Origin of the sequence: Phytomonospora sp. NPDC050363 (assembly GCF_040655735.1) — a bacterium.
Classification (GTDB): Bacteria; Actinomycetota; Actinomycetes; order Mycobacteriales; family Micromonosporaceae; genus Phytomonospora.
In genome coordinates this window covers 1-23,119 of sequence record NZ_JBFAKK010000009.1, presented here as the reverse complement: position 1 = coordinate 23,119, position 23,119 = coordinate 1, and the positions used below count along the sequence as shown (strand labels likewise).

Genomic DNA, 23,119 nt, shown 5'->3' with positions numbered 1-23,119 from the left:
CATGCGCAATCTCGTGACGCACTTTCGCATGGCGCTGCTCAAAGCATGGGCGGACAAGCGCAGCCTGCTGGTCCGGCTCGCCATGTTCCTCGGCATCACCTTCATCCTGGGCACGGCGTTCAGCTCGCAGTTCCAGCAGGAGGACTTCGACAAGGTCGAGATCGGCTACCTCTCCGAGGACGCCGGTGCCGCCGGTGCCCAGTACTTCCAGCAGCTGAGCTCGACACCGGCCTTCGCCGAGGTGGCGACCTTCGAGGCGGTCGACAGCTTCGACGACGGCCGCCAGAAGGTCGCCGACGGTGAACTCGGCGCCCTGCTGCACGTCACCGGCGACTACAGCCAGGGCCTTGAGTCGGCCGGCGGCCACGCCACGGTGCACGTGTACAGCGAGAAGTACTCCGGCATCAACTACATCGTCGTGCGCGCGGTCGTCGACGGCTTCAACTACGGCGCCAACGCCGCCTGGGCGGTCGACGCGCTCGGCGAGTCGATGCGGGCCGAGGCGCTGACGGCCTCGTCCATCGAGGTCGAGACGGTCAGCGAGACGCGGGAGATGACCGCGCTGTCCTACTACGCCGTCGGGATGCTGCTGTTCCTGCTGCTCTACGGCGCGGAGTTCGGTTCCTTCGGCGTCAGCGAGGAGTACATGGGCGCGATGGCCTCGCGCACCAGGCTCGCGCCGCAGCGCACGTGGCAGCTGTTCGTCGGCAAGCTCGCCGCGTTCAGCCTCGTGACACTCGCCCAGGGCGGCCTGTACATGCTCATAACCGGGCTGCTGATGGGGGTGAACTGGGGCGGTGCGATCCCGCTGCTCCTGCTCGTGGCCTTCAGCTTCGGCGTGTTCGCCATCGCGCTCGGCATGATGTTCATGCTTGTCACCAAGGACATGAAGAAGACCACCGGCCTGATCCAGATGTGCCTCATCGGGTTCACGCTCCTCGGCGGCGGCTTCGTCGCCACCGGCTTCGGCGGCGCCGAACTGATCTCGCCGAACCTATACGCGCGAGACGCGCTGTTCGGCGCGATGTTCGGCGACCGGCTCGGGGTGACCTGGAACAACATCGGCATCCTGTGGGCGCTCACGCTGGTCGTGGGCGTCGTCGGAGTGCTTTCGAGCCGGAGGAAGACGGCATGACCATCCTCAGGAACAACCTGCGCCGCATGTTCGCCAAGAAGTCGAGCTGGGTGTACCTGCTGCTGATCCCGATCGCCCTCAACATCGGCATCGTGGTTTTGAGCTCCCAGCAGGCCAAGTGGGTCATCGGCGTGCACGACGCCGACGGGACCGCCCTGACCCGCTCCTTTGTGGACACCTTCGCCGCCGACAGCGAGATCGTCGACGTGCCCGACCCGGCGGGCTGGCAGAACGCGCTGCTGGACGCCGAGTACGACCTGCTCATCGTGTTCCCCGAGGGGCACACCGAGTCGGTGGTCGACGGCCTCGCCCCGGCGGCCGAGGTGCACGTGCGGGGCGACAACAACCAGACCGACTCGCTGCGCGCCCGGATCGGCACCTTCCTCAGCGGCGTCAACGCCGTCGGGCAGGCCGCCGCCGGGGACCACGCGCTGTTCGACGCCGGACTGCAGGACTACCTGGAGCGCAAGTACGACGCGGAGTACACCAACTTCGCCCAGGGCAGCGCCGAGGAGGCCAGCCGGGCGATCGCCACGCTCGGATATCTCGCCTTCGGTCTCATGATGATGATGGGGTCGGCGGCCGGCTTGCTGCTGGAGGACCGCCAGCGCGGCATCTACGAACGCGTCCGGCTCACCCCGCTGAAGCAGCGCAGCTACTTCTTCCAGTACTTCGCGAGCATGGGCGTCATCGCCGCGACGCAGCTGGTGGCCGTGATGTCGGTCCTGCCGGTCATGACCGGCGTGACCTACGGGTCGACGGTCGCGCAATGGGCCGGCGTTGCCGCGGCGACCTTGTGCTTCGCGCTGTTCTGCGTCGCCAAGAGCGTCATGGTCTACCGCTTCGCGCCGACGGCGGTCGCCGCGATGACGATCAACTCGCTGATCGACGTGCCGATGCTGATGATCGGCGGGGCCCTGTGGCCGCGCGAGATCATGCCCGAGCCGCTCCAGCGCATCGGCGAGTACCTGCCGACGCACTGGTACCTCGACGCCGGTGAGCTCGCGGTCAACGGCGCCGGTGTCCGGGCGCTGGCCACGCCGCTGGCGCTGCTCGTGGGCGTGTCGGTCGTGCTGGTCCTCGGTTTCTCGATCCGAACCCGGAGGGTCCGTTGAAGCTCGGTGCACGCCGTGACGTCTCGGCGATCGTCGTCTCCCTCCTCGCGGCCGCGGGGTACCTGGCGGCCGTGGTCGTCGTCCGGACCGTGCTCGCCGTCGCCGCCGATCGGCAGGGGAGCGACGTCTCCGGGTCGGCGCTCTCGCAGGCCCTCGACGGCGCGACGCCCGCCCATGCCCTGTGGGCGTGGGTCCTCGTCGACGCCGTGGTGATCCTCGTCTTCTGGCCGGCGTGGCGGGGGCGGCAGGGCGCGTCGGAGGCCGTCGCCGACCGCGGTGTCCTGGTGCCGGTCGTCGCGGCGATGTTCGGGCTGCAACTGGCCTTCCTCTCCTTCGGCCCGCTGCTCGGCGTCGACGCCGGATGGCTCGTCGTGGCCGCTCCCGTCGCCGACGGCGGCCTGTCCAGCGTCTCCGTCCCGGTCACGGCCCTCGTGGCCGCCGCCATCGTGCATCCCTTGGCGGCCGAACTGCTGTTCCGCGGCTTCATCGCCGGGCGGATGGCCTCGTCCGGCGTCTCGGCGGCCGTGGCGGTCGCCGTCCCGGCCGTGCTGTTCGCGATGGTGCAGCCCTCGGTGCCATTCGCCGTCCTCGGCGCGGCCTTCGGCGTCGTCTCGGGGATCCTGCGGTGGCGCACCGGATCGGTCGCGGCCTCGGTCCTGGCGCACTACGCGCTCGCGGTGGCCGGCGTCCTCGTCTGGGCGGCGATGGAGCCGGTCGAGACGACCGCGGCGGCGACCATCACCGCCGTGCTCGGCCTGGTCTCGGCGGTAGTCGCGGTGTGGTTCGCCGACCGTCGCGTGCGCGGCTCGTCCGGGGGTGCGGCGTGAGCGCGCCGGGCGAGGCCCCGTCCTCGTCCCGGCCCCTGCCCGCGCACCTCATCGCCGGCCTCGGCCGGCACCGGCTGCTCGAGCTCGTGCTGAGCGCGACCGCGCTCGTCGCCGGAAGCGTCGCGTCCGCACAGACCCTGACCGTCCACATCGGAGCCGACGGCCGGACGCACGCCCTCGACCTGCCCATCGCCGAGGCCACCACGCTCGGCGACCTGCGCGCCCTGGTCGCCGAGGGCCTGCGCGCCCTCGGCCCGGCGCCGACCGAGCGCACCGAGTGGTCGACCGTGTGGGACGTCGACGCCGAACCGGTCACCCCGGGCGGAATCCGCGTCGACCTCCACCTCGGCGACGGCGAGGCCCGCCTCACCGTCGCCGCCGGGCGCGCCGGCGACCGGATCGACTTCGCCGCAGCCGTCCTCGACCGGATCCTGCGGGCCGCCGAACTCACCGCCACGCGGCCCGACCTCGCCCGCTCGGACGCCGACCCCGTTCCGGCGTCCGAGCGGGACACCCTCCTGACCCGCTTCTCCCCCGGCCGGCCCGCGCACGAGCGCACGACCGTCGTCGAACTCTGGCGACGCGCCCTGCGCCGCGACCCGGCCGCCACGTTCCTGATCGACGGCGACACCCGCCTCACCTACGCCGAGGCCGACGCCCGCGTCGATGTCATGAGCCGGCGGCTGAGCGCCGCCGGAGTCGGACACGGAGACCGCGTCGCCGTCTGCGCCCACCCGAGCGCGGCGACCGTGCTCGCCCTGTTCGCCGCGATGCGGATCGGCGCCGCCTACGTGCCCGTCGATCCCGGCGAGCCCCGGGACCGGCGCGCCTACATCCTCGGCGACGTGGCCCCGGTGGCCGTCGTGACCGACCTCGACGACCTCGAAAGCCCTTTCCCGGTGCTTCCGCTGCGCGACCTCGCCGCCGACGGCCCCGCCCCGGGCGGGCCCGCCGCCGCCGAACCGGCGCCCGAGGACCCGATCTACGTCATGTACACCTCCGGCACGACCGGTAAGCCCAAAGGCGCGGTCCTCACCCACGCCGGCGTCGCCAACCTGCTCCTCGGCCTCGTCGACCGGATCGGGCTGTCCCCGGCCGACACCGTCTTGTTCCACACCCGCTTCTCCTTCGACGCCTCGGTCTCCGAGCTCCTGCTCCCGGTGGCCGCCGGTATGACCGTCGTCGTCGCCCCCAGCGGCCGCGACGTCGAGAACCTCGCCGAACTCGTCGAACGCCACCGCGTCACCCTGGTGAGCATGGTGCCCAGCGTGATCGGCGCCTTCCTCGAACTCACCGCCGGGCGGCCGACCCTCGACTCCGTCGCCACCGTGTTCTCCGTCGGCGAGGCCCTGCCCCTAGCCGTCGCGCACCGCTTCCACCAGGCGACCGCCGCGCGCGGATCCCGGGCGCGCCTGGAGAACCTGTACGGCCCCACCGAGGCGAGCGTCTTCGCCACCGGCACGAGCGTCGGGTCCGACGCCGTCCGCATCAGCATCGGCCGCCCCCTCGACGGCATGCGCGTCCACGTGCTCACCCCCGAGGGCCACACCGTCACCGGAGTGGGCGTCCCCGGCGAGATCTGCATCGCCGGCACCGGCGTCGGACTGGGCTACCTCAACCGCCCCGAACTGAACGCCGGCAAGTTCGTGCCCGACCCCTTCGGTGAGGGCACCATGTACCGCACCGGCGACATCGGCCGCTGGCTGCCCTCGGGCGAACTGGACTACCTGGGCCGTGTCGACGACCAGGTCAAGGTCCGCGGCCACCGCATCGAACTCGGCGACGTGGAGACGGCGCTGGCCGCCCTCCCCGGCGTCGAGCAGGCCGCCTGCTGCGCCATCACCGCCGACGGGACCGCCTCCCTGCACGCCCTGCTGGTGACCGGCGACCCGGCCCTCGTCTACTTCGCCCGCGCCCTGATGACCGAGCACGTGCCCTCGCACATGGTGCCCTCCACCTTCACCCGCGTCGACGCGCTTCCCCGCAACGCCAACGGGAAACTCGACCGCAAGGCCCTGGCCGCCCTGGTGGAGCGCCGCCCCCGCGAGACCGGCGAGGCTCCCTCGGGCGCCGACGCCGAACTCCTCGCCGCCGCCGTCGGCCGCGTCCTCGGCGTCGGCCCCGTACTCGCCGACGACACCTTCCTCGAAGTCGGCGGGGACTCCCTCACGGCCGTCCTGGTCGTCGCCGAACTGCGCCGCAACGGACGCGAACTCGCCCTGGCGAGCCTGCTCGGCGGCCGCACGATCGGTGAGTGCGCCCGGGAACTGGCCGCCGAGGACGCCGACGGCGACGACGAGTGGCGCGCCGACGGCTGGGAGCCGCTGGCCTGGCGCCCGGACCTGCGCAGGCCCGCGCCCGCCCTGTCGGCCGAGGAACGCCGGCACGTGCTGGAGGCGACGGCGCCGCACACCGTCGAAGCCGTTCTGCCGGTCACGCCGATGCAGGAGGGGATCGCCTTCGGCTGCGCCCAGGACGCCGATGGAACCGCGTTCATCGTGCAGCAGTGCTACGACACGGGTGGCGACCGCTTCACGCCGGAGACGCTGCGAGCCGCTCTCGACGCGGTCACCGCCGCCCATCCGGCGCTGCGGGTCCGGATGGTCGAGGTCTCCGGCGGGCGGCTCCTGCAGGCCGTCCTGGCCGGCGCGACCGTCCCTTTGACCGTGCTCGACGCCGACGGTCCCGATGATCTGGCGGCCGTCCTGCGCGCCGACCGGGTGCGCCCGTTCGAGATCGAGGGCGGCCCCCTCGCGCGGGTCACCTGGGTGTCGTGGGGGAGCGCGGGCGCCCTCGTGGTGACCTACCACCACCTCCTGCTGGACGGCTGGTCGCAGGACCTGATCGTCCGCGACCTCGTCCGCGCCCATGACGGGATCTCGCCCGAGGCGGGGGACGCCGAGCGGCTCGTGCGCGGCTACGGCGACGCCGTGCGCGCGCAGACGTGGTCCGCCCGCGAGGTCGACGCCGTGCACTGGTCGACGCTGCTGTCCGAGCTCGATGACGCCGGTTCCCAGTCCCCGCGACGATCCCGCCGCCCCGACGGCACCGCGATCGGCTCGGTCAGCGTGCCGGTGGCACCCGCGCTGGGCTCGGCGGTGTCGCGGCTCGCCGAGCGGCTGGCCGTGACCGTCAGCGCCGTGGTCGAGGCCGCGTGGGCGGTGGCGCTACAGCAGTACGCCGGAACGCGGGACGTGGTGTACGGCAAGGTCGTCACCGGCCGCGACCTGCCGGTGCCCGGCCTGGCCGATACCGCCGCGCTCGTCATCAACACCGTGCCGGTGCGCGCGCGCTGCGAGGCTGGCACGACGGTCGCCGAGCTGGTGGATCTGCTGTACCGGCAGTCGCTGGGGTCGTACACGCGCTCGCGCGGGCGGCTGACCGAGGTGCTGCGCGCCGGGGGCCTGGCGCCGGGTGCCCTCCAGTCCCTCTACCTCTACGAGAGCGCGTCGGAGGCCCGCTCCCACGCCCACGCGGCGGGACTGGTGCTGCGGCCCGGTTCGAGCGAGCAGACGGGGTTCGAGCTGACCCTGCTGGCCGGCGACGCGACCGGGGAACTCACGCTGACGGCCCTCTACGACGGCCGCGCCTTCGCCGGCGCGGACATGACGCTCATGCTGCGCCGCGTCGTGCGGGCGCTGGAGACGATGACCGCCGACCCGTCGGCCGAACTGCGGGCGGTCCCGGCGGTCCTGCCCGGCGAGTTCGCCGCCGACGAGCGGCCCGGCACGGCGAGCCGGTCGCGGGTGGAGGAGTCGTTCCGTGCCGTCGCTGCCGCCCATCCCGGGCGCCCGGCCCTGGTCCGGGACGACGTGACGCTGACCTACGCGCGGCTCGACGCCGAGTCCGACCGCGTCGCCGGTGCACTGCTGGCCGCCGGCATGGAACCCGGCTGGACGGTCGGGATCCCCGCGGTGAAGAGCGTCGAGGCCTTCGTGGCGCTGCTCGGCGTGGTGAAGGCCGGCGGCGCCTACGTTCCGCTCGATCCGAAACTGCCCGGTGAGCGCCTGTCGTACCTGCTGTCGAGCAGCGGTGCCCGGGCCGTCGTGGCCGACGACCGCCTGCGCGAGCTGTGCGCCGGCGAGGGCGGGCCGGTCGTCATCGACCCGGGTGCCACCGTCGAGTCCACAGTGGATCCTGTCGCGGGATCGCCGGAGGATCCGCTCTACGTCATGTACACCTCCGGGACCACCGGGCGGCCGAAGGGCGTGGTCGTGCCGCACCGCGCGGTCACCCGGCTCGTCGAGGACGTCGACTACGTGACGCTCACTCCCGGCAGCGTGGTCATGCAGACCGGTGCCCTCGACTTCGACGCCTCCACCTTCGAGGTGTGGGGCGCTTGGCTCAACGGCGCGACGCTGGTGCTCGGCGAGGTCGAGACGCAGTTGGACACCGCGCTGCTCGGGGCGGCCATCGCCCGCCACGGGGTCACCCACATGTGGCTGACCAGTTCGCTGTTCAACATGCACGTCGAGCGCGACGCCACCGTCTTCGCGCCGCTGGCGGAACTGCTCATCGGCGGCGAGCGCCTGTCGCCCGAGCACGTCGGCCGCTTCTACGCGGCCAATCCGCGCACGACGCTCATCAACGGTTACGGGCCGACGGAGACGACGACCTTCGCCACCACCCATCGCATCGAGCGCGACTTCACCTCCATCCCCATTGGACGGCCGCTGCCGAGGACTCGCGTGTACGTGGTCGGCGACGACGGCCGTCGCGGTGTGGGCCTGCCGGGGGAGTTGTGGATCGCCGGGGACGGTGTCGCGCTGGGCTATGTCAACGATCCCGAGCTGACCGCCGAGCGATTCGTGCCGGACCCGTACGGACCGGGGCTCGCCTATCGCTCGGGCGACCTGGTCCGCTGGAACGACGACGGAACGGTCGACTACCTGGGCCGCGGTGACGACCAGGTGAAGATCCGCGGGTTCCGGGTCGAGCCCGACGAGGTCGTCGCGGCGCTCGGCGAGCTTCCCGAGGTGGCCTCGGCCGCGGTGATCGCGCGCGAGTCGACGACCGGCGCCAAGGAACTCGTCGCCTTCGTCGTCGCACCCTCCACTGTGGATGTACAGGGCCTGCGGGGTGCGCTGGCCGCGCGCCTGCCGTCCTACGCGGTGCCCGCCGAGGTCCGCCGCCTCGACGCGCTTCCGCTCACTTCGGCGGGGAAGGTCGACCGCCGGGCGCTGGAGCGGATCTCCCGGGAGCGGGCGGCGGCGCACTCGCCCGAGCCCGCCGGGGAGCCCGACGCCGTGCGCTCGGCCTTCGCCGAGGTCTGCGGGCGCGCGGTGATGGGCCCGCACGACAACTTCTACGAACACGGCGGCGACTCGCTCAAGGCGATGCGGCTGGTCGGCCTGCTGCGGGACGCGGGCTTCGACATCGGGCTCCGCGACGTGCTGACCGCACCCACACCCGCGGCGCTCGGTGCCGTGCTCGCTTCCCGGACGCCGGCGGCCGTGCCGCAGGAGGCCCCGCCGGAGTCGTCGCCGTCCTCGCCGGCGCCCATGCCGCCGGCCGCCGTGCGCGTCTACAGCGCCTACCGGCAACGACCGGAGAGCCTGGTCAACAACGTCCCGTTCGCGGTGTCCTTCGACGGGCGGATCGACCGCGGTCGCCTCGAAGCCTTCCTGTCCGGCTTCGTGGCCCGCCACGAGTCCGTCCACAGTGGATACGACGTGCGCGACGGCTCCTTCGCGCAGACCCCGGTTCCCGACGCGCCCTTCCACCTCGAAACGGCGCCCACGGCCGGGGACACGGTCGAGCGGCTTCGTGCCTTCGCCCGGCCCTTCCGGCTGGAGCGGCCACCGCTGCTGCGCGCGGCGCTGGTCACCGACGCCGACCGCGACACGCTGCTCGTCGACGCCCACCACATCGCCTTCGACGGCGCGAGCCTCGACGTTTTCCTGACCGAACTCTCCGCATCCCTGAGCGGAGCGGCCCTTCCACCGCCGTCGTCCTACCCGGACTTCGCCCGCTCCCTGGCCGCGCTCGACCACACCGACGACCTCGCCCACTGGCTCAAGGAGTTCGCCGAGCCGCCCGAGCCGGTGAACCTGGCACTGGGAACCGGGGACGAGCGGACCGCGCTCGGCGTCGTCGGCCGGAAACTGCCCACCGAGACCCGCGACGCGCTCGTCAGGCTCGCCGCCGCCGAACAGGCGACGCCGTTCATGATCTACACCGCCGCCCTCGCCGTCCTCCTCCAGAAGTACACGATGGAGGAGGACCTGGTGATCGGCACACCGGTCGACAACCGCACGCTCGGCGAGCACGCGGGAGTAGTCGGAATGGGCGTGAACACCGTGGCCTTGCGGGTCCGCCCCGCCGACGACACCACCGTCGGCGAGCTCCTGCGGCAGGTGCGGGAGACGACCCTGGCGGCCTTCGCCCACCAGGGACTGCCCTTCGACGAGCTGCTGACGGCGTTGTCGGCGCAAGGACACCCCTCCGCCCGCGACCTGGTGCGCGTGATGCTGGCCTACCGCCGCTCGCCGCACGAGGAGTTCAGCGCCGGTGAGCGCACGGCGAGGCTCATCGGTCCGCTGAGCCTCGAAGCGAAGTTCGACGTCGAGTTCACCGTCACCAGCACGCCCGCCGGCGACGCGCTCGGGCTTGAGTACGCGCTTCGCGCACTCGACCGGGACGCCGCCGAACTGATGATGACGCACTTCGCCGACATCCTCACCGCACTTCCCGGCGCCCTCGACACGCCGATCGCCGACGTTGTCCTGGACTAGGGCGTGCCCTGGGGCTCGTCTGGTCGATCAGTGCCCACAAGACAAGCCCTAAGACCGCCGACCAATCCCGCAGCATGACCCCGGAGACGTGATGAGCACCATCGCCATGTTCGGCCAGCGCGCCACCGATCACGCCGACCGGCCCGCCCTCTCCTGTGCGGACCGGACGCTGACCTACCGCGAGCTCCGGGACGTCGTCGCCGAGACCGCCGCCTCCCTGTCGGCGCTCGGCGTCGAGCCGGGCGACCGGGTCGCCGTGGTCGCCCGCCGCAGCGAACGCATGATCGTCGCCGAACTGGCGGTCCTGGCGCTGGGCGCGGCGTTCGTGCCGCTCAGCCGGGACAACCCCGAGGAGCGCCTCGGCCTTCTCCTGGGCGACTGCGCGCCACGCTGCGTCGTCGTCTGCGACGGGCGCCTGCCGACGGACCTGCCGGTCCTCGACCTGACGACCCTCCCGGTCCCGGGCGCCCACGCCGGCGAGCTGCCCGACCCGCCGCCGGACTCCGCCGTCTACTGCATCTACACCTCGGGCACCTCGGGAACACCGAAGGGCGTCGTCGTCGAGGACGCCGGGCTGGCCAACCTCTGCGCCAACTTCATGGACCCCCTGCTGACCATCGAGGACGTCCGCACCGTCGCGCTGGTCGCCTCCTTCGCCTTCGACGCCTCCATCAAGATGATCTTCGGCGCCCTCACCACCGGCCGCCACCTGCGCGTCATCACGGAGGACCAGCGCGACGACGTCGCCGCGCTCGCCGCCGACCTGCGCGCCTGGAACGTCGACGCCATCGACTGCACCCCCACCTATCTCGGCGTGCTCTGCGGAGCGTGGGAGGCGAACGCCCCGGCGCTGAAGTGCGTCCTGGTCGGCGGGGAGCCGCTGGACGTCGCGACGGCCGACCGGGCGGCGGCGCTGACCGGCGCGACCGTCTACAACGTCTACGGCCCCACCGAGGCGACGGTGGACGCCACCTGCCACCGGCACGAGCCGGGTTCGGCGCGGATGTCCATCGGCGCGCCGATCCCCGGCGCGGACGTGCGCATCGTCCGCAACGGACGGCAGGTCGGCAGGGGGCTGCCCGGAGAGATCTGGATCGGCGGCGCCGGTGTCGCCCGCGGCTACCTCGGCGCGCCCGAGCTGACCGCCGACAAGTTCATCGTCGACCCTTTCGGGGAGGGCTCGGGACGCTTCTACCGGACCGGTGACCGCGGGCGGACGCTGCCCGACGGGTCCTTCGAGCACCTCGGCCGCCTCGACGAGCAGGTCAAGATCCGGGGCTTTCGCGTCGAGCCCGACGAGATCGCGCGGACCATGGAGGCCGTGCCCGGCGTGACGTCGGCGGCCGTGGTCGTCCGGGGCGACTCCCTCGCCGCGTTCTACACCTGCGCCGGCGAGGTCGGCGAGGACGAGGTCGCCACCCGGCTGCGGGCCGCCCTGCCCGACTACATGGTGCCCGCCGTCGTCGTCCGGCTGGACAGCCTGCCCTTGACCTCCAACGGGAAGCTCGACCGTGCCGCGCTTCGCGAGCGGCCGTTGCCCGCCCGTGCCGAAACGCGCGTCGTCGAGCCCGCGACACCGGCCGAGACCGCCGTCCACGACGCGATCCGTGAAGTGCTCAAGCTGGACACGCTGAGCATGGACGCGAACTTCTTCCTGCTCGGCGGCGACTCGATCAAGGCGATCCTGCTCGTCTCCGCGCTCGCCGGCCGGGGCCACCGCCTCGGCGTCCGCGACGTGATGGGCTCGCTCACGCCCGCCGAGATGGCCAAGCACGTCGAAGCCCTCGCGACGCCGGCGCAGCAGGGGATCCAGGAGGGCGAGGTCACCGCGACGCCCGTCCTCGCCGACTTCTTCGGCCGGGACTACCGCGCCCCGAACCACCACCACCAGACCGCCGAGCTGCCTCTCGGCTCCTGCTCCCGGGCCGAACTCCCGGCGGTGCTGCGCGAGCTGACCGCACGCCACCGGATCCTCACCGCCACTGTCCGCGACGGCCGTCTCGTCGTGCCCCCGTTCGCCGACGCCGCCCCGCCCGTGCTGGAGGACTGGGACCTCACCGGCCACAGCGAGGACGACGCCGTCGCCGAACGAGCACGCCGGGCCACCGCCCTGAGCGCCGCCTGCGACCTCGCGAACGGCCCGCTCGTCCGCGCCGCCGTCGTGCGCATGCCGCAGCGCACCACGCTCTTCCTGGCGATCCACCACCTCGTCGTCGACGGCGTGTCCTGGCACATCATCGCCCGCGACATCGCCGCGATCACCGACGCGCTCGCCGCCGGCACGCCCCCGCCCGCTCCCTCCACGTCCGCCTCCTTCCTCGACTGGGCCACCGCTCTCGACGCCTTCGGCCAGACCCCCCAGGCCCGGCGCGATCACGCGTACTGGACGCAGGTCGCCGACGCCGTGCCCGCGCTGCCGTCCGTCCCGGGCGCCGGCACCGGCCGCCGGAGGCAGCGCCTGGCCCTCGACCGCGCGACCGGCGCCGCGCTCGCCGGGGACCGCGCGTCCGAACGCGACGCCGACGTCCAGGAACTGCTCGTCGCCGCCGTCGTCGCGGCCGCGCACGACGTGTGGGACCTCGGCCGGGTGCCGCTGACGATGGAGTCGCACGGCCGCTCCGAGCTGCCCGGCTTGGGCGAGCTCGACGTGTCGGCGACGGTCGGCTGGTTCACCAGCACCTATCCGGTGGTGCTGCCGTTCCACGAGGACGCCACCGAGCTGCTCAGGTCCGTGCGCAACACCTTGCGGCTGGTACCGGCGAGCGGGACGACGGCCGGTCTCCTGCTGGAGAGCCCGCCGGAGACGCTCGGCACGGTCAACTACCTCGGGGACCTGTCCGGACTCGGAGCCGGCCTCAACCCTTACGGTGAGCCGTCCTCGGCGCTCAACCTGGACCGGAACAGGATGAGCGTCGACGCGGCGCTCGTCGACGGCGAGTTCGTCGTCGACGTCGAACTGCGCGCCGACCTCGCCACCGAGGCCGAGGCCGCGGCCTTCGGCGCGAAGCTGCGCGAGTCCCTGCTGAGCTGGGCGGCCGACCCGGCCCGGCGTACGAACCTGAGGGCCGTGCCCGCCGACTTCGGCCTGCGGGGGACGACCGTCGCCCAGCTCGACGCGCTGCTTGACGGCGAGGACGCCGGGGTGGAGTCGGTCTGTCCGCTGTCGCCGCTACAGGAGGGCCTGCTCTACGAGTACCTGCGCGAGGCGGACTCCGACCACGTCGTTCAGGTGGAGTACTCCTTCCCCGTGGCCGCCGAACCCGGCCGCCTGGCGCGGGCGATGGCCGAGCTGGCGCGTCTGACCCCCACCCTGCGCACGGTCTTCGCCTGGGAGGAGCTGACCGCGCCCCACCAGCTGGTCCTGGCCGGTCAGGGCATCGAGTTCCACCACTTCGACCAGAGCGGACTGTCCACCGCGGAGCGACAGGAGGCCGTGCGCCTGCGGTCGGCCCGGCAGCACGAGCGCCCCTTCGACCTGCGCCGTGGGCCGCTGTTCCGCTGCGACGCCTTCACCGCCGGTGAGACCACCCGGTTGGTCTTCACCCACCACCACATCCTTCTCGACGGCTGGAGCCTCGCCGAGCTGTGCCGCCGGTTCAGCCAGATCTACACCGCGCTGGGCGACCCGGGCCGGCCCCTGCCCCCCGGTGAGCGCGACGGCGGCCCGATCCCCACCTACGCGTCCTTCGTGCGCTGGGCCACCGATCGCGGGACCGAGGAGTTCGACCGCTACTGGTCGCGGCTCCTCGACGGCTACGAGACCGCCGCCGCCGTTCCCACCGCCGCCAACGGCGAGACCCCCGGCGACAGCGGAGTCGGCAGGCTCGCGCGGTCGAGCGACAGCGGGCTGGCACGCCGGCTGACCGACGCCTTCGCCTCCCGGGGCGTCACCCTGGCCCACGCCGCCGAGGCCGCCTGGGGACTGGTGCTGTCACGGGCGTGCGGCTCACCGGACGTGGTGTTCGGGAAGGTCGTCTCCGGCCGCGACGTGCCCCTGCCCGGGGTGGACAAGACGGTCGGCCTGTTCATCAACACCATCCCCGTCCGCATCCGGGTGACCGCCGGCACGTCCGTCGCGGGACTCCTCGACGCGGTCCGCGACCAGGCCGTCGCCTCGGCCGAGCACGACCACGGCTCCCTCGCCCGCATCCAGTCCCTCTCCGGCGTCGAAGGGCTCGTCGGGTCCCTGTTCGCCTTCGAGAACTACCACGTCGACGAGGGCGCCCTCGACGGTGCGGGCCTGGAGTTCGAGCGGGCCGAGGAGGCGACGAACTACCCGCTGACCGTCACGGTCCAGCGGATCGGCGACGAACTGGAGTTCGTCGCCCTCCACGACAAGGCCCAGCTGTGCGCGGCGGACGCCGAGCGCGCCATGGCCCGCCTCGCGGTCGTCCTCGAACAGTTCGCCACCGGCGGCGGAACTGTCGGCGAGGTCTCCACGCTCCTGCCCGGTGAGGCCGGCCTGGTCCTGGAGACCTTCGGCGGCACCCGCGCCGACTACCCCCGCGACGGCTGGATCGGCGAGCAGTTCGCGCGCACGGCCGCCACCCACCCCGACCGGGTCGCGCTCGTCAGCGGCGGCGAACGGATCCGCTACCGCGAACTCGCCGACCGCGCCGGCCGGATCGCCGGGGCCCTCCACCGCGCCGGCGTGGGCGTCGGAGACGTGGTCGGCGTGACCGGCGACCCGAGCGCGGGACTGCTCACCGGCCTGCTCGGCGTCGTCTTGTCCGGGGCCGCCTACGTCCCGCTCGACATCGGCGCGCCCGCCTCGCGCGGTGCCCTGATCGCCGAGGACGCCGCCGTCTCGGTGATCGTCACCGCGGGGGAGCGGGCGACCAGTTACGCACGCCAGGTCGCGCCGGCCGCCCGGATCATCGACGTCGCGGAGGCCGCCGCGGGCGAACACCCGCCTGCTCTCCCGCGCGTGCCCGGCGGCGACGACGTCGCCTACGTCATGTTCACCTCCGGCACGACCGGCCGTCCCAAAGGGAGCCTCATCCCGCACCGCGCCGTCCTGCGGCTGGTGTGCGGCAACGAGGCCCTTCCCCTGAACGAGCGGGATGTGCTGGTACAGACGGGATCCCTCGCCTTCGACGCGTCCACCTTCGAGATCTGGGGCATGTGGCTCAACGGCGGAACCCTCGTCGTCCCCGACCGCGACGATCTGCTCGGCCCCGGCCGCCTGGGCACACTGGTCGCCGAGCACGGCGCCACCGTCATGTGGCTGACCGTCTCGCTGTTCAACCACATCGCCGTCACCGCGCCCGACGCCTTCACCGGCCTCGACCGGCTGCTCATCGGAGGGGAGGCCGTCAGCGCCGGGCACGTGCGCCTCGTCCACGACGCCGTCCCCGACATCACCGTCGTCAACGGCTACGGCCCCACGGAGAACACCACCTTCACCACCACCCACCCCCTCCCGCGCGTACCCACCCGGACCGTCCCCCTCGGACGGCCCATCACCAACACCACGGTCCTCGTCCTCGACGGCGACCGCCTGTGCGGCGTCGGCGAGACCGGCGAGCTCTGCACGGGCGGGGACGGGCTCTCCCTGGGATACCTCGGGCTCCCCGAGCTGACCGCCCGGCGCTTCGTCGCCGCCCCGCACGGGACCGGCACGATCTACCGGACCGGGGACCGCGCCCGCTGGCTCGCCGACGGCACCGTCGAGTTCCTCGGCCGCCTCGACGACGAGCAGATCAAGATCCGGGGCTACCGCGTCGAACTCGCCGACGTCGAGACCGCCGTCCGCGCCTTCGACGGCATCGGCGACACCGTCGTCCTCGCCCACCGGGAGGACGACCGCACGGCCGCGCTGATCGCCTACGTCGTCGCCGGCACCGGCCTCGACCTCGCGCGCCTGCGCACCTTCCTCACCGAGCGGCTGCCGGGCTACATGGTCCCGGCGTACCTCGTCGAGATCCCCGCGATCCCCGTGACACGCAACGGAAAGCTCGACCGCCGCGCGCTGCCCGCACCCGTTGCGGCCGGCTCCGGCACGGAGTTCACCGCCGCCGCCGACGAGACCGAGGAGGCGGTGTGCGCCGTCTTCGCGCGGGTCCTCGGCGTCGAGGCGGTCGGCGCGCTCGACTCCTTCTTCGAGCTGGGCGGCGACTCCATCAAGGCGATCCGCGTCGTCTCGGGGATCCGGGCCGCAGGGTTCGAGGCGAAGGTCGGCGACGTCATGGCCGGCATGACCGCCCGGGAGGTCGCGCGCCGCGTCGTGCCCAAGAGCACCAGCGCCTTCGAGCAGGGCGAGGTCACCGGACCCGTCGGCGGAGCCTCCCCGATCGTCGAGGAGTTCTTCGCCTGGAACCTCACCGCGCCCGCCCACTTCAACCAGGACGTCCTCGTCGACGTCGGCACCGCCACGGCCGCCCACGTCCGCACCGCCCTCGACGCCGTCTGGAGCCACCACGACGCGCTGCGCGCCGTCGTCACCGACCGGGCTTTGCACATCCGCTCCGCCGAGGACCTCCGCTACCGCTTCGAACACCGCGACGCCACCGGTCTCGACGCCGGCGAACTCGACCACGCCGTCACGGCGCTCGCCGACGAGCTCCACGCCTCGATGGACCTCGAAAACGGCCCGCTCTTGCGGGCCGGGCTGGTGACCGCGCCGCACGGCTCCCGCCTGTTCCTCGCCGCGCACCACCTCGTCGTCGACGCCGTGTCCTGGCAGATCATCGTCGAGGACACCCTCTCCGGCATCCGCGCGGCACAGGCCGGCCGGAAGTTCGCACCGCCCGAGAAGACCGCCGCCCTCACCGACTGGACGAAGGCCGCCGCGGCGCTCGCGCCGACTCTCGTTCCCCGCGAAGGGGAGTACTGGGACCGGGTCGACCGTGCCTGCGCCGGCGCTGCCCTGCGCACCGGTGGGGCTGACGCGGGCGGAGGTGAGCGCGAGGTCGTCCTCGACCGCGAGGTCACCGCCGGCCTGCTGAGCGGGGCCGGCGCGGCCTACCACGCCGACGTCGAGGACCTCCTGCTCGCGGGCCTGGCGATGACCGTCGCGGACCTGACCGGGCAGGACCGGATCGCCGTGCGCCTGGAACGCCACGGCAGGTCGGGGCACGCGTCGCTGCCGGCGGCCGACCGCACGGTCGGCTGGTTCACCACCATGTTCCCGGTCGTCCTCGCGGCCGGCACCGACCCGGGCGAGGCGGTCGTGGCCACCAAGGAGACGCTGCGCGCGGTTCCGCACGAGGGCTTCGGCTACGGCCTGCGCCCTGGCGGCTACGCGGCCGTGGACGCCTCGATCACCTTCAACTACCTCGCCCGCCAGGACACCGCACCGGGTGGTTTCGGCGCGACCGTGTTCTCCCGGACGGGCACTCCGACCCACCCGGACAACCGGCTCCCGAAGGGCGTGCGGATCAACGCGCTGGTCCGCGACGAGCGGCTGGCCGTCACCTTCTCCGCGGATCCGGGCGTGCTCACCGGGGCCGAACTGACCCGCCTCGCCGACCGCTACCTTGACGACCTCACCACCGTGGTCGGCCACTGCCTCGGCCAGACCACGCGGCGCAGGACGCCCTCCGACTACTCGGTCGCCGTGCCCCTGAGCCGCGAGGACCTCGCCCGCATCGAGTCGCTGCACCCCGGGCACGCCGACATCGCCGATCTGACGCCCTTGCAGGAGGGGATGCTCTTCCACGGCCTTGAGGACCCGGAGAGCGGCGCGTACATCGTCCAACAGGTCTTCTTCGCCGGCGACGAGTCCGGACCCTTCGACCTCGGGGCCGTCGCGACGGCACTGCGGACCTCGACGGCCGACCACGCCGTGCTCAGGACGGCGTTCCCGTCCCAGGATCTCGCCCGGCCGCGCCAGGTCGTGCTGCCGAACCGGGAACCCGGATTCGCCGTCGTCGACCTGTCCGGCGTCGGTGAGGCCGAGGCCCGCGCGGCGATCGAGCGGCTGCTGGCCGAGGACGTCGCACGCGGCTTCGACCTGGCCCGCGACCCGCTTCTTCGTGTCACCGCGATCCGCACCACCGAGGACGAGCGGCAGGTGCTCCGTCTGGTGTGGACCTACCATCACATCGTGCTCGACGGCTGGTCACTGTCCACATTGTTCGGTGACTTCCTCGGTCACTACCGCGCCGCCGTCGGCGGCACCTCGCCGGCTGAGCGCACCGAGACGCCCTCGTACGCCGCCTACGTCCGGCACCTCGCCGACCGCGACTCCGATGAGACCGACCGCTACTGGTCGCGGCTCCTCGACGAGTACGACTCGACCGCCGCCGTCTCCGGCTCCGGCGGTGGGACCGGCGTCGGCCGGGTCCTCGCCTCCAGCGACGGCGCGCTCGCACGGCGGCTGACCGACGTGTTCGCCGCTCGCGGGGTGACCTTGGCCCACGCCGCCGAGGCCGCCTGGGGCATCGTGCTCTCACGCGCTGTCGGCGAACCCGATGTGGTGTTCGGGAAGGTCGTCTCCGGCCGCGACGCGCCGCTGCCGGGCATCGACAAGACCGTCGGCCTGTTCATCAACACCATCCCCGTCCGCGTCCAGATTCCCGCCGACGGCACCGTCGCCGACCTGGTCGAAGCCGTCCGCGACCAGGCCGCCGCCTCGGCCGAGCACGATCACGGCTCCCTCGCGCGCATCCAGTCCCTCGCCGGCGTCGAGAACCTCGTCCAGTGCCTGTTCGCCTTCGAGAACTTCCACGTCGAGGAGGGCGTGCTCGACGGCGGTGGCCTCACCTTCGAGCGGGCTCGCGAGGAGGAGACCGGCTACGCGTTGAACCTCGTCGCCCAGCAGGAGGGCGAGGAGCTGTCGTTCAGCGTGCTCCACGACCGCGCCGTGCTGGCACCGGCCGACGCCGAGCGCGTCCTCGCGCGGGTCCTGCACGTCCTCGAACAGTTCGCCGGCAACACCGCCGCGCCGCTCGGTGAGGTGTCGACGCTGCTGCCGGGCGAGACCGCGACGGTCGTCGAGGAGTTCAACCGGACCACCCTGCCTTACCCGGCGGACATGACGGCCGTCAGCGCGTTCCTCGACGGGGTGCGGGAGCACCCCGACCGCACGGCCCTCGTGTGGCGCGAGGAGACGATGACCTACCGGGAGCTGGCCGAAGCGGCGGCGAAGGTCGCCGGGGCCCTCGCCGAGGACGGAGTCCCCCGGGGCGCCGGCGTCGGGATCCTCGGCGAGCGCAGCTTCGATCTCATCGTCGGCATCCTCGGCACCATGCTCGCCGGCTGCTTCTACGTCCCCCTCGACGTGGGCTCACCGGCCGAGCGGATCCGCCGGATCGTGTCGGACGGCTCGATGCGCGCGGTCTTGACCTACGGTCCGCGCGCCGACGAGATCGTCGCCTCCCTCGGGGGGATGCTCGACGGGTACGCCGTCCGCGACCTCGCGTCGCTGCGCGGTGCGGCCGAGATCCGCACCGACCGCCTGCCGTCGCCGCAGGACCCCGCCTACTGCATCTACACCTCCGGCACGACCGGTGCGCCCAAGGGCGTGATGCTGTCCCACCGGGGCGTCGCCAACCTGCGCGCCTACCTCCGCGAGACCTACGGCGTCGTCCCCGCCGACCGGGTCCTCCAGTTCTCCAACCTCACCTTCGACGCCGCCGTCTGGGAGATCGGCCTCTCCCTGCTCAACGGCGCGAGCCTGCTCATCGTCGACCAGGACGTCGTCCACGACGCCGACCTGCTGGTGCGCGAGGCCCGCCGGCAGGGCGTCACCCTCGGGCTCCTCCCGCCGCAGTACTACCTCCAGTGCGAGGGGCTGCCGATGCGGATCGTCACCACCGGTGGCGGCGCCTCAAGCCTCGCCGTCGTGGAGAAGGCACGCCGCGCGGGTGTCGGCTACGTCAACGCCTTCGGGCCCACCGAGACGACCGTCCTGGCCACCGGCTGGCTCGACACGGGCGCGGACTCGCCCGCGCGGATCCCGATCGGCAGGCCGGTGTCGAACACCCGGGCCTATGTCATGGACGGCGAGCGCCTGTGCGGCATCGGGGAGATCGGGGAGCTGTGCGCCGCCGGCGACGGCCTGTCCAGCGGGTATGTCGGGCTGCCCGAACTCACCGCGGAACGCTTCGTCGCCAACCCCTTCGGGGAGGGCCGGCTCTACCGGACGGGCGACCGCGCCCGCTGGCTGCCCGACGGGAACCTGGAGTTCCTGGGGCGCGTGGACGACGCGCAGGTGAAGGTGCGCGGGTACCGCATCGAGGTCGGCGAGATCGAGACCGCGATCCGCAGCCACCCCGAGGTCCGCGACACCGTCGTGGTCGCCGATCTCGGGCCCGACCACGCCGCCACCCTCACCGCCTACGTGGTCGCCACCGGCGGTGAGCCCGACGTGCGCGCGTTCCTCACCGAGCGGCTGCCGGCCTACATGGTGCCGGCGTACTTCGTGGCCATCGACGAGATCCCGTTGACGCGCAACGGAAAGCTCGACCGGGCGGCCCTCCCCGCGCCGACGCTGAACACCGAGCGCACCCTGCCCGCCGACGAGGTCGAGAGCGCGGTGTGCGAGGCCTTCGCCGACGTGCTGGGCCTCGCGGCGGTGGGCGCGACCGACGGGTTCTTCGAGCTCGGCGGCGACTCCATCAAGGCGATCCGCGTCGTGTCGCGGCTGCGCGCGGCCGGGTACGAGGTGTCGGTGGGCGCGGTGATGGCCGCGATGACCGCGCGCGAGCTGGCGCCCCGCGTCGGGCGCAAGACCGTGAGCGTGTTCGAGCAGGGCGAGGTCACCGGCCGCGTCGAGGGCGCCTCACCGATCCTTGCGGAGTTCTTCGGCTGGGGGCTCGCCGCGCCCGCGCACTTCAACCAGGACATGGTCGTCGACGTCGGCTTCGCCTCGGCCGCGCAGGTCCGGGCCGTGCTCGACGCGGTCTGGGCGCACCATGACGCGCTGCGCGCCACCGTCGCCGACGAGACGCTGGTCATCCGCTCCACCGGGGAGCTCGCCTACGGCTTCGAGCACCACGACACCGACGCCGGCGGGCTCGACGACACCGTCGCGCGGGCCGCCGACCGGCTGCACGCGTCGATGGACCTCGACCGCGGCCCGCTGTTGCGGGCCGCGCTGGTGAGCTCGCCGACCGGGTCGCGGCTGTTCCTGGCCGCCCACCACCTCGTCGTCGACGCCGTCTCCTGGCTCGTGCTCGTCGAGGACGTGCTGGCGGGAATCCGTGCGGCGCAGTCGAACCGGCCCATCGCGCTGCCGGAGAAGACGGCCTCGCTGAGCGACTGGGGCCGGGCGCTCGACGCGCTCGCCGTCACCCCCGAGGAGAACGCCTACTGGGACGCCGTCGATCGCGCCGCCGCCGTCGCGGGCCTTGTCGGCAGCGGCGGTGTCCCCGGCGAGGTCGCGGTGTGCGAGACGACGCTGGATCCGGCGTCGACCGCCGACCTCCTCGGCCCCGCCGGCGCGGCCTACAGCGCCGACGTGGAGGACCTTCTGCTGGCGGCGCTGGCCATGAGCGTCGGCGGGATGACGGGGCAGGACCGGGTCGCCGTGCGGCTGGAACGCCACGGCCGCACCGGTCACGAGTCGCTGCCCGCGGTCGACCGGACCGTCGGCTGGTTTACGAGCATGTACCCGGTGGTCCTGGGCTGCGGGACCGATCCGGCCGCGGCCATCGTCGGGGTTAAGGAGACGCTGCGGGCGGTGCCGCATGACGGCATCGGCTACGGGCTGCGGGAAGGGGGGTACGCCGCCATCGAGGCGCCGATCACCTTCAACTACCTCGGCCGGCAGGACGGGGAGGGGACGGGTGGCTTCGGCAGTACCCGTTTTGCGACCGGTGGGGTGCCGTCGCATCCTGACAACCGGTTCCACGCGGGGGTGCGGATCAACGTGCTGCACCGCGGTGAGGGTTTGGTGGTGACGGTGACGTGTGACTCTCATGTGTTGTCCCCGGTCGAGGGGGAGACGCTGGCGGGGAGCTACGGGCGGAATCTGGTCGCTGTCGTGCGGCATTGCCTGTCGCTGGGGGAGAGCCACAAGACCATCTCCGACACGGATGCCACGGATCTGAGTGGGGAGGACTTGGACGCGCTGAACGCGTTGTTCGGGTGAGGGGTCGGCGAGTTGCGCGGAGGCGGGTGACGGCGTGTTCGGCCTCGGGGGTCAGCGCCGGGTCGGTGATCTCGGTGTTCGCCGGCCATGCGCATGGCTGCCGTCCTGCCTGCCCGATCACGGGTAGTTCGTCGGCTGTGCGGGCCTGGACGCAGGTCGTCACGACCTCCCAGGCGGCGTCGTGGTCGGCCTTGGCCGACTGGGGGCGCAGGAGGTTGTCTGGGTCGCGAGCGCCGAGGAGTTCGGGCTGGTCTCCACTGGCCTGGAATGTCCACCGCCGGCGTCGGCGCGGAACCACCACTTCCAGCCGTACCAGTGGACGCCACGGCCGAGGATCGGGTCGCGTCCGGTGAGTTGTGCGTCCTGGATGCCGGCGCGGAGGCCGCTTCGCTGTGTCACGGGGGCGGAGCCTACGAAGTCTTCGGCGGGCGCCGGGCCCGGTTCGGCGCCGATGCAGGCGTCACCAAAGGGCGGGGGTGGCGGCTTCGCGCCGGGGACCCGGCAGACCACGCGGGGTACCCGCCGGGCAGGCGTCATCCCGGGCGGGGGCCGGCGGCTTCGCGCCGGGTACCGGGTACCGCCAGTGCAGGCGTCATCCCGGGCCGGGGCCGGTGGCTTCGCGCGGGGTACCCGCCAGTTCAGGCGTGACCCCGGGCGGGGGCCGGTGGCTTCGCGCCGGGTACCCGGCAGACCACGCGGGGGACCCGTCAGTTCAGGCGTCACCTTAGTTCGGGGACCCGGCACCGGAGGAGGTGCCGCAGCCCGATCCCATGCCTGTCAGGAGGTTTCGTTAGCCTCCGACCAAGCAAGCACAGAAGTCAGGCGTCATCCCAGCCCGGGGACCCTGCCGCAACCGGCCCCGCCCTCCGTCACTGCCTCCGGGTGATCAGGCGTCACCCCACCCGGGCCACCATGCGCAGCCCCAGCCCCAGCCCCAGCCCTGGGGTTATGCCGCAGCGTCCCGCCCCGCCGCCACTGCCTCCGGGTGAGCAGGGCGTCACCCCACCCGGGCCACCACCAGCAGGCGTACGCCACCCCGGGCCACCACCAGCAGGCGTCACCCCAGCCCGGGGACCCTGCCGCAGCCGGCTTACTCACCGCAGCCACCCCGGCGTTAAGCCCAGCCCCGGCGTTAAGCCCAGCCCCGGCCTCAAGCCCACGCCCCACCCCAACCCTCAACCCCCAGCCCCAAGGTCAACCCCCGGCCGGGGGCTTCGCCCCCCGCACCCCCACCGGAGCTCCGCCCCGGACCCCGCTGGGACTCCGTCCCA

The 23,119-nt window shown here is 73.0% G+C and carries 5 protein-coding genes; all 5 read left to right on the top strand.

The features are described from left to right. Window position 1 precedes the first annotated feature (1 nt). Entirely contained in the window at window positions 2–1,135 is a 1,134-nt protein-coding gene (locus AB0I28_RS23860) for an ABC transporter permease (protein WP_357496725.1), read from the top strand. Then, window positions 1,132–2,250, top strand: coding sequence for an ABC transporter permease (locus AB0I28_RS23855; protein ID WP_357496723.1), 1,119 nt, complete (start codon window positions 1,132–1,134; stop codon window positions 2,248–2,250). Before AB0I28_RS23860 ends, AB0I28_RS23855 begins: the two co-directional genes overlap by 4 nt. After that, window positions 2,247–3,077 carry a CPBP family intramembrane glutamic endopeptidase gene (locus AB0I28_RS23850; protein WP_357496721.1) on the top strand — a complete coding sequence of 277 codons (831 nt, stop codon included), beginning with the start codon at window positions 2,247–2,249 and terminating at the stop codon, window positions 3,075–3,077. Before AB0I28_RS23855 ends, AB0I28_RS23850 begins: the two co-directional genes overlap by 4 nt. Next, on the top strand, window positions 3,074–9,811 hold the full coding sequence (locus AB0I28_RS23845; RefSeq protein WP_357496719.1) for an amino acid adenylation domain-containing protein: 6,738 nt from the start codon (window positions 3,074–3,076) through the stop codon (window positions 9,809–9,811). The genes AB0I28_RS23850 and AB0I28_RS23845 overlap by 4 nt, the downstream gene beginning before the upstream one ends. 91 nt (window positions 9,812–9,902) lie before the next feature. Then, window positions 9,903–21,848: an amino acid adenylation domain-containing protein gene (locus AB0I28_RS23840; RefSeq protein WP_357496717.1), complete on the top strand. Its 11,946-nt coding sequence runs from the start codon at window positions 9,903–9,905 to the stop codon at window positions 21,846–21,848. The last annotated feature ends 1,271 nt before the right edge of the window (window positions 21,849–23,119 follow it).

Coding starts and splice junctions, on each gene's coding strand:
- AB0I28_RS23860 (WP_357496725.1), top strand. CDS start 2: ATGCGCAATCTCGTGACGCACTTTCGCATGGCGCTGCTCAAAGCATGG.
- AB0I28_RS23855 (WP_357496723.1), top strand. CDS start 1,132: ATGACCATCCTCAGGAACAACCTGCGCCGCATGTTCGCCAAGAAGTCG.
- AB0I28_RS23840 (WP_357496717.1), top strand. CDS start 9,903: ATGAGCACCATCGCCATGTTCGGCCAGCGCGCCACCGATCACGCCGAC.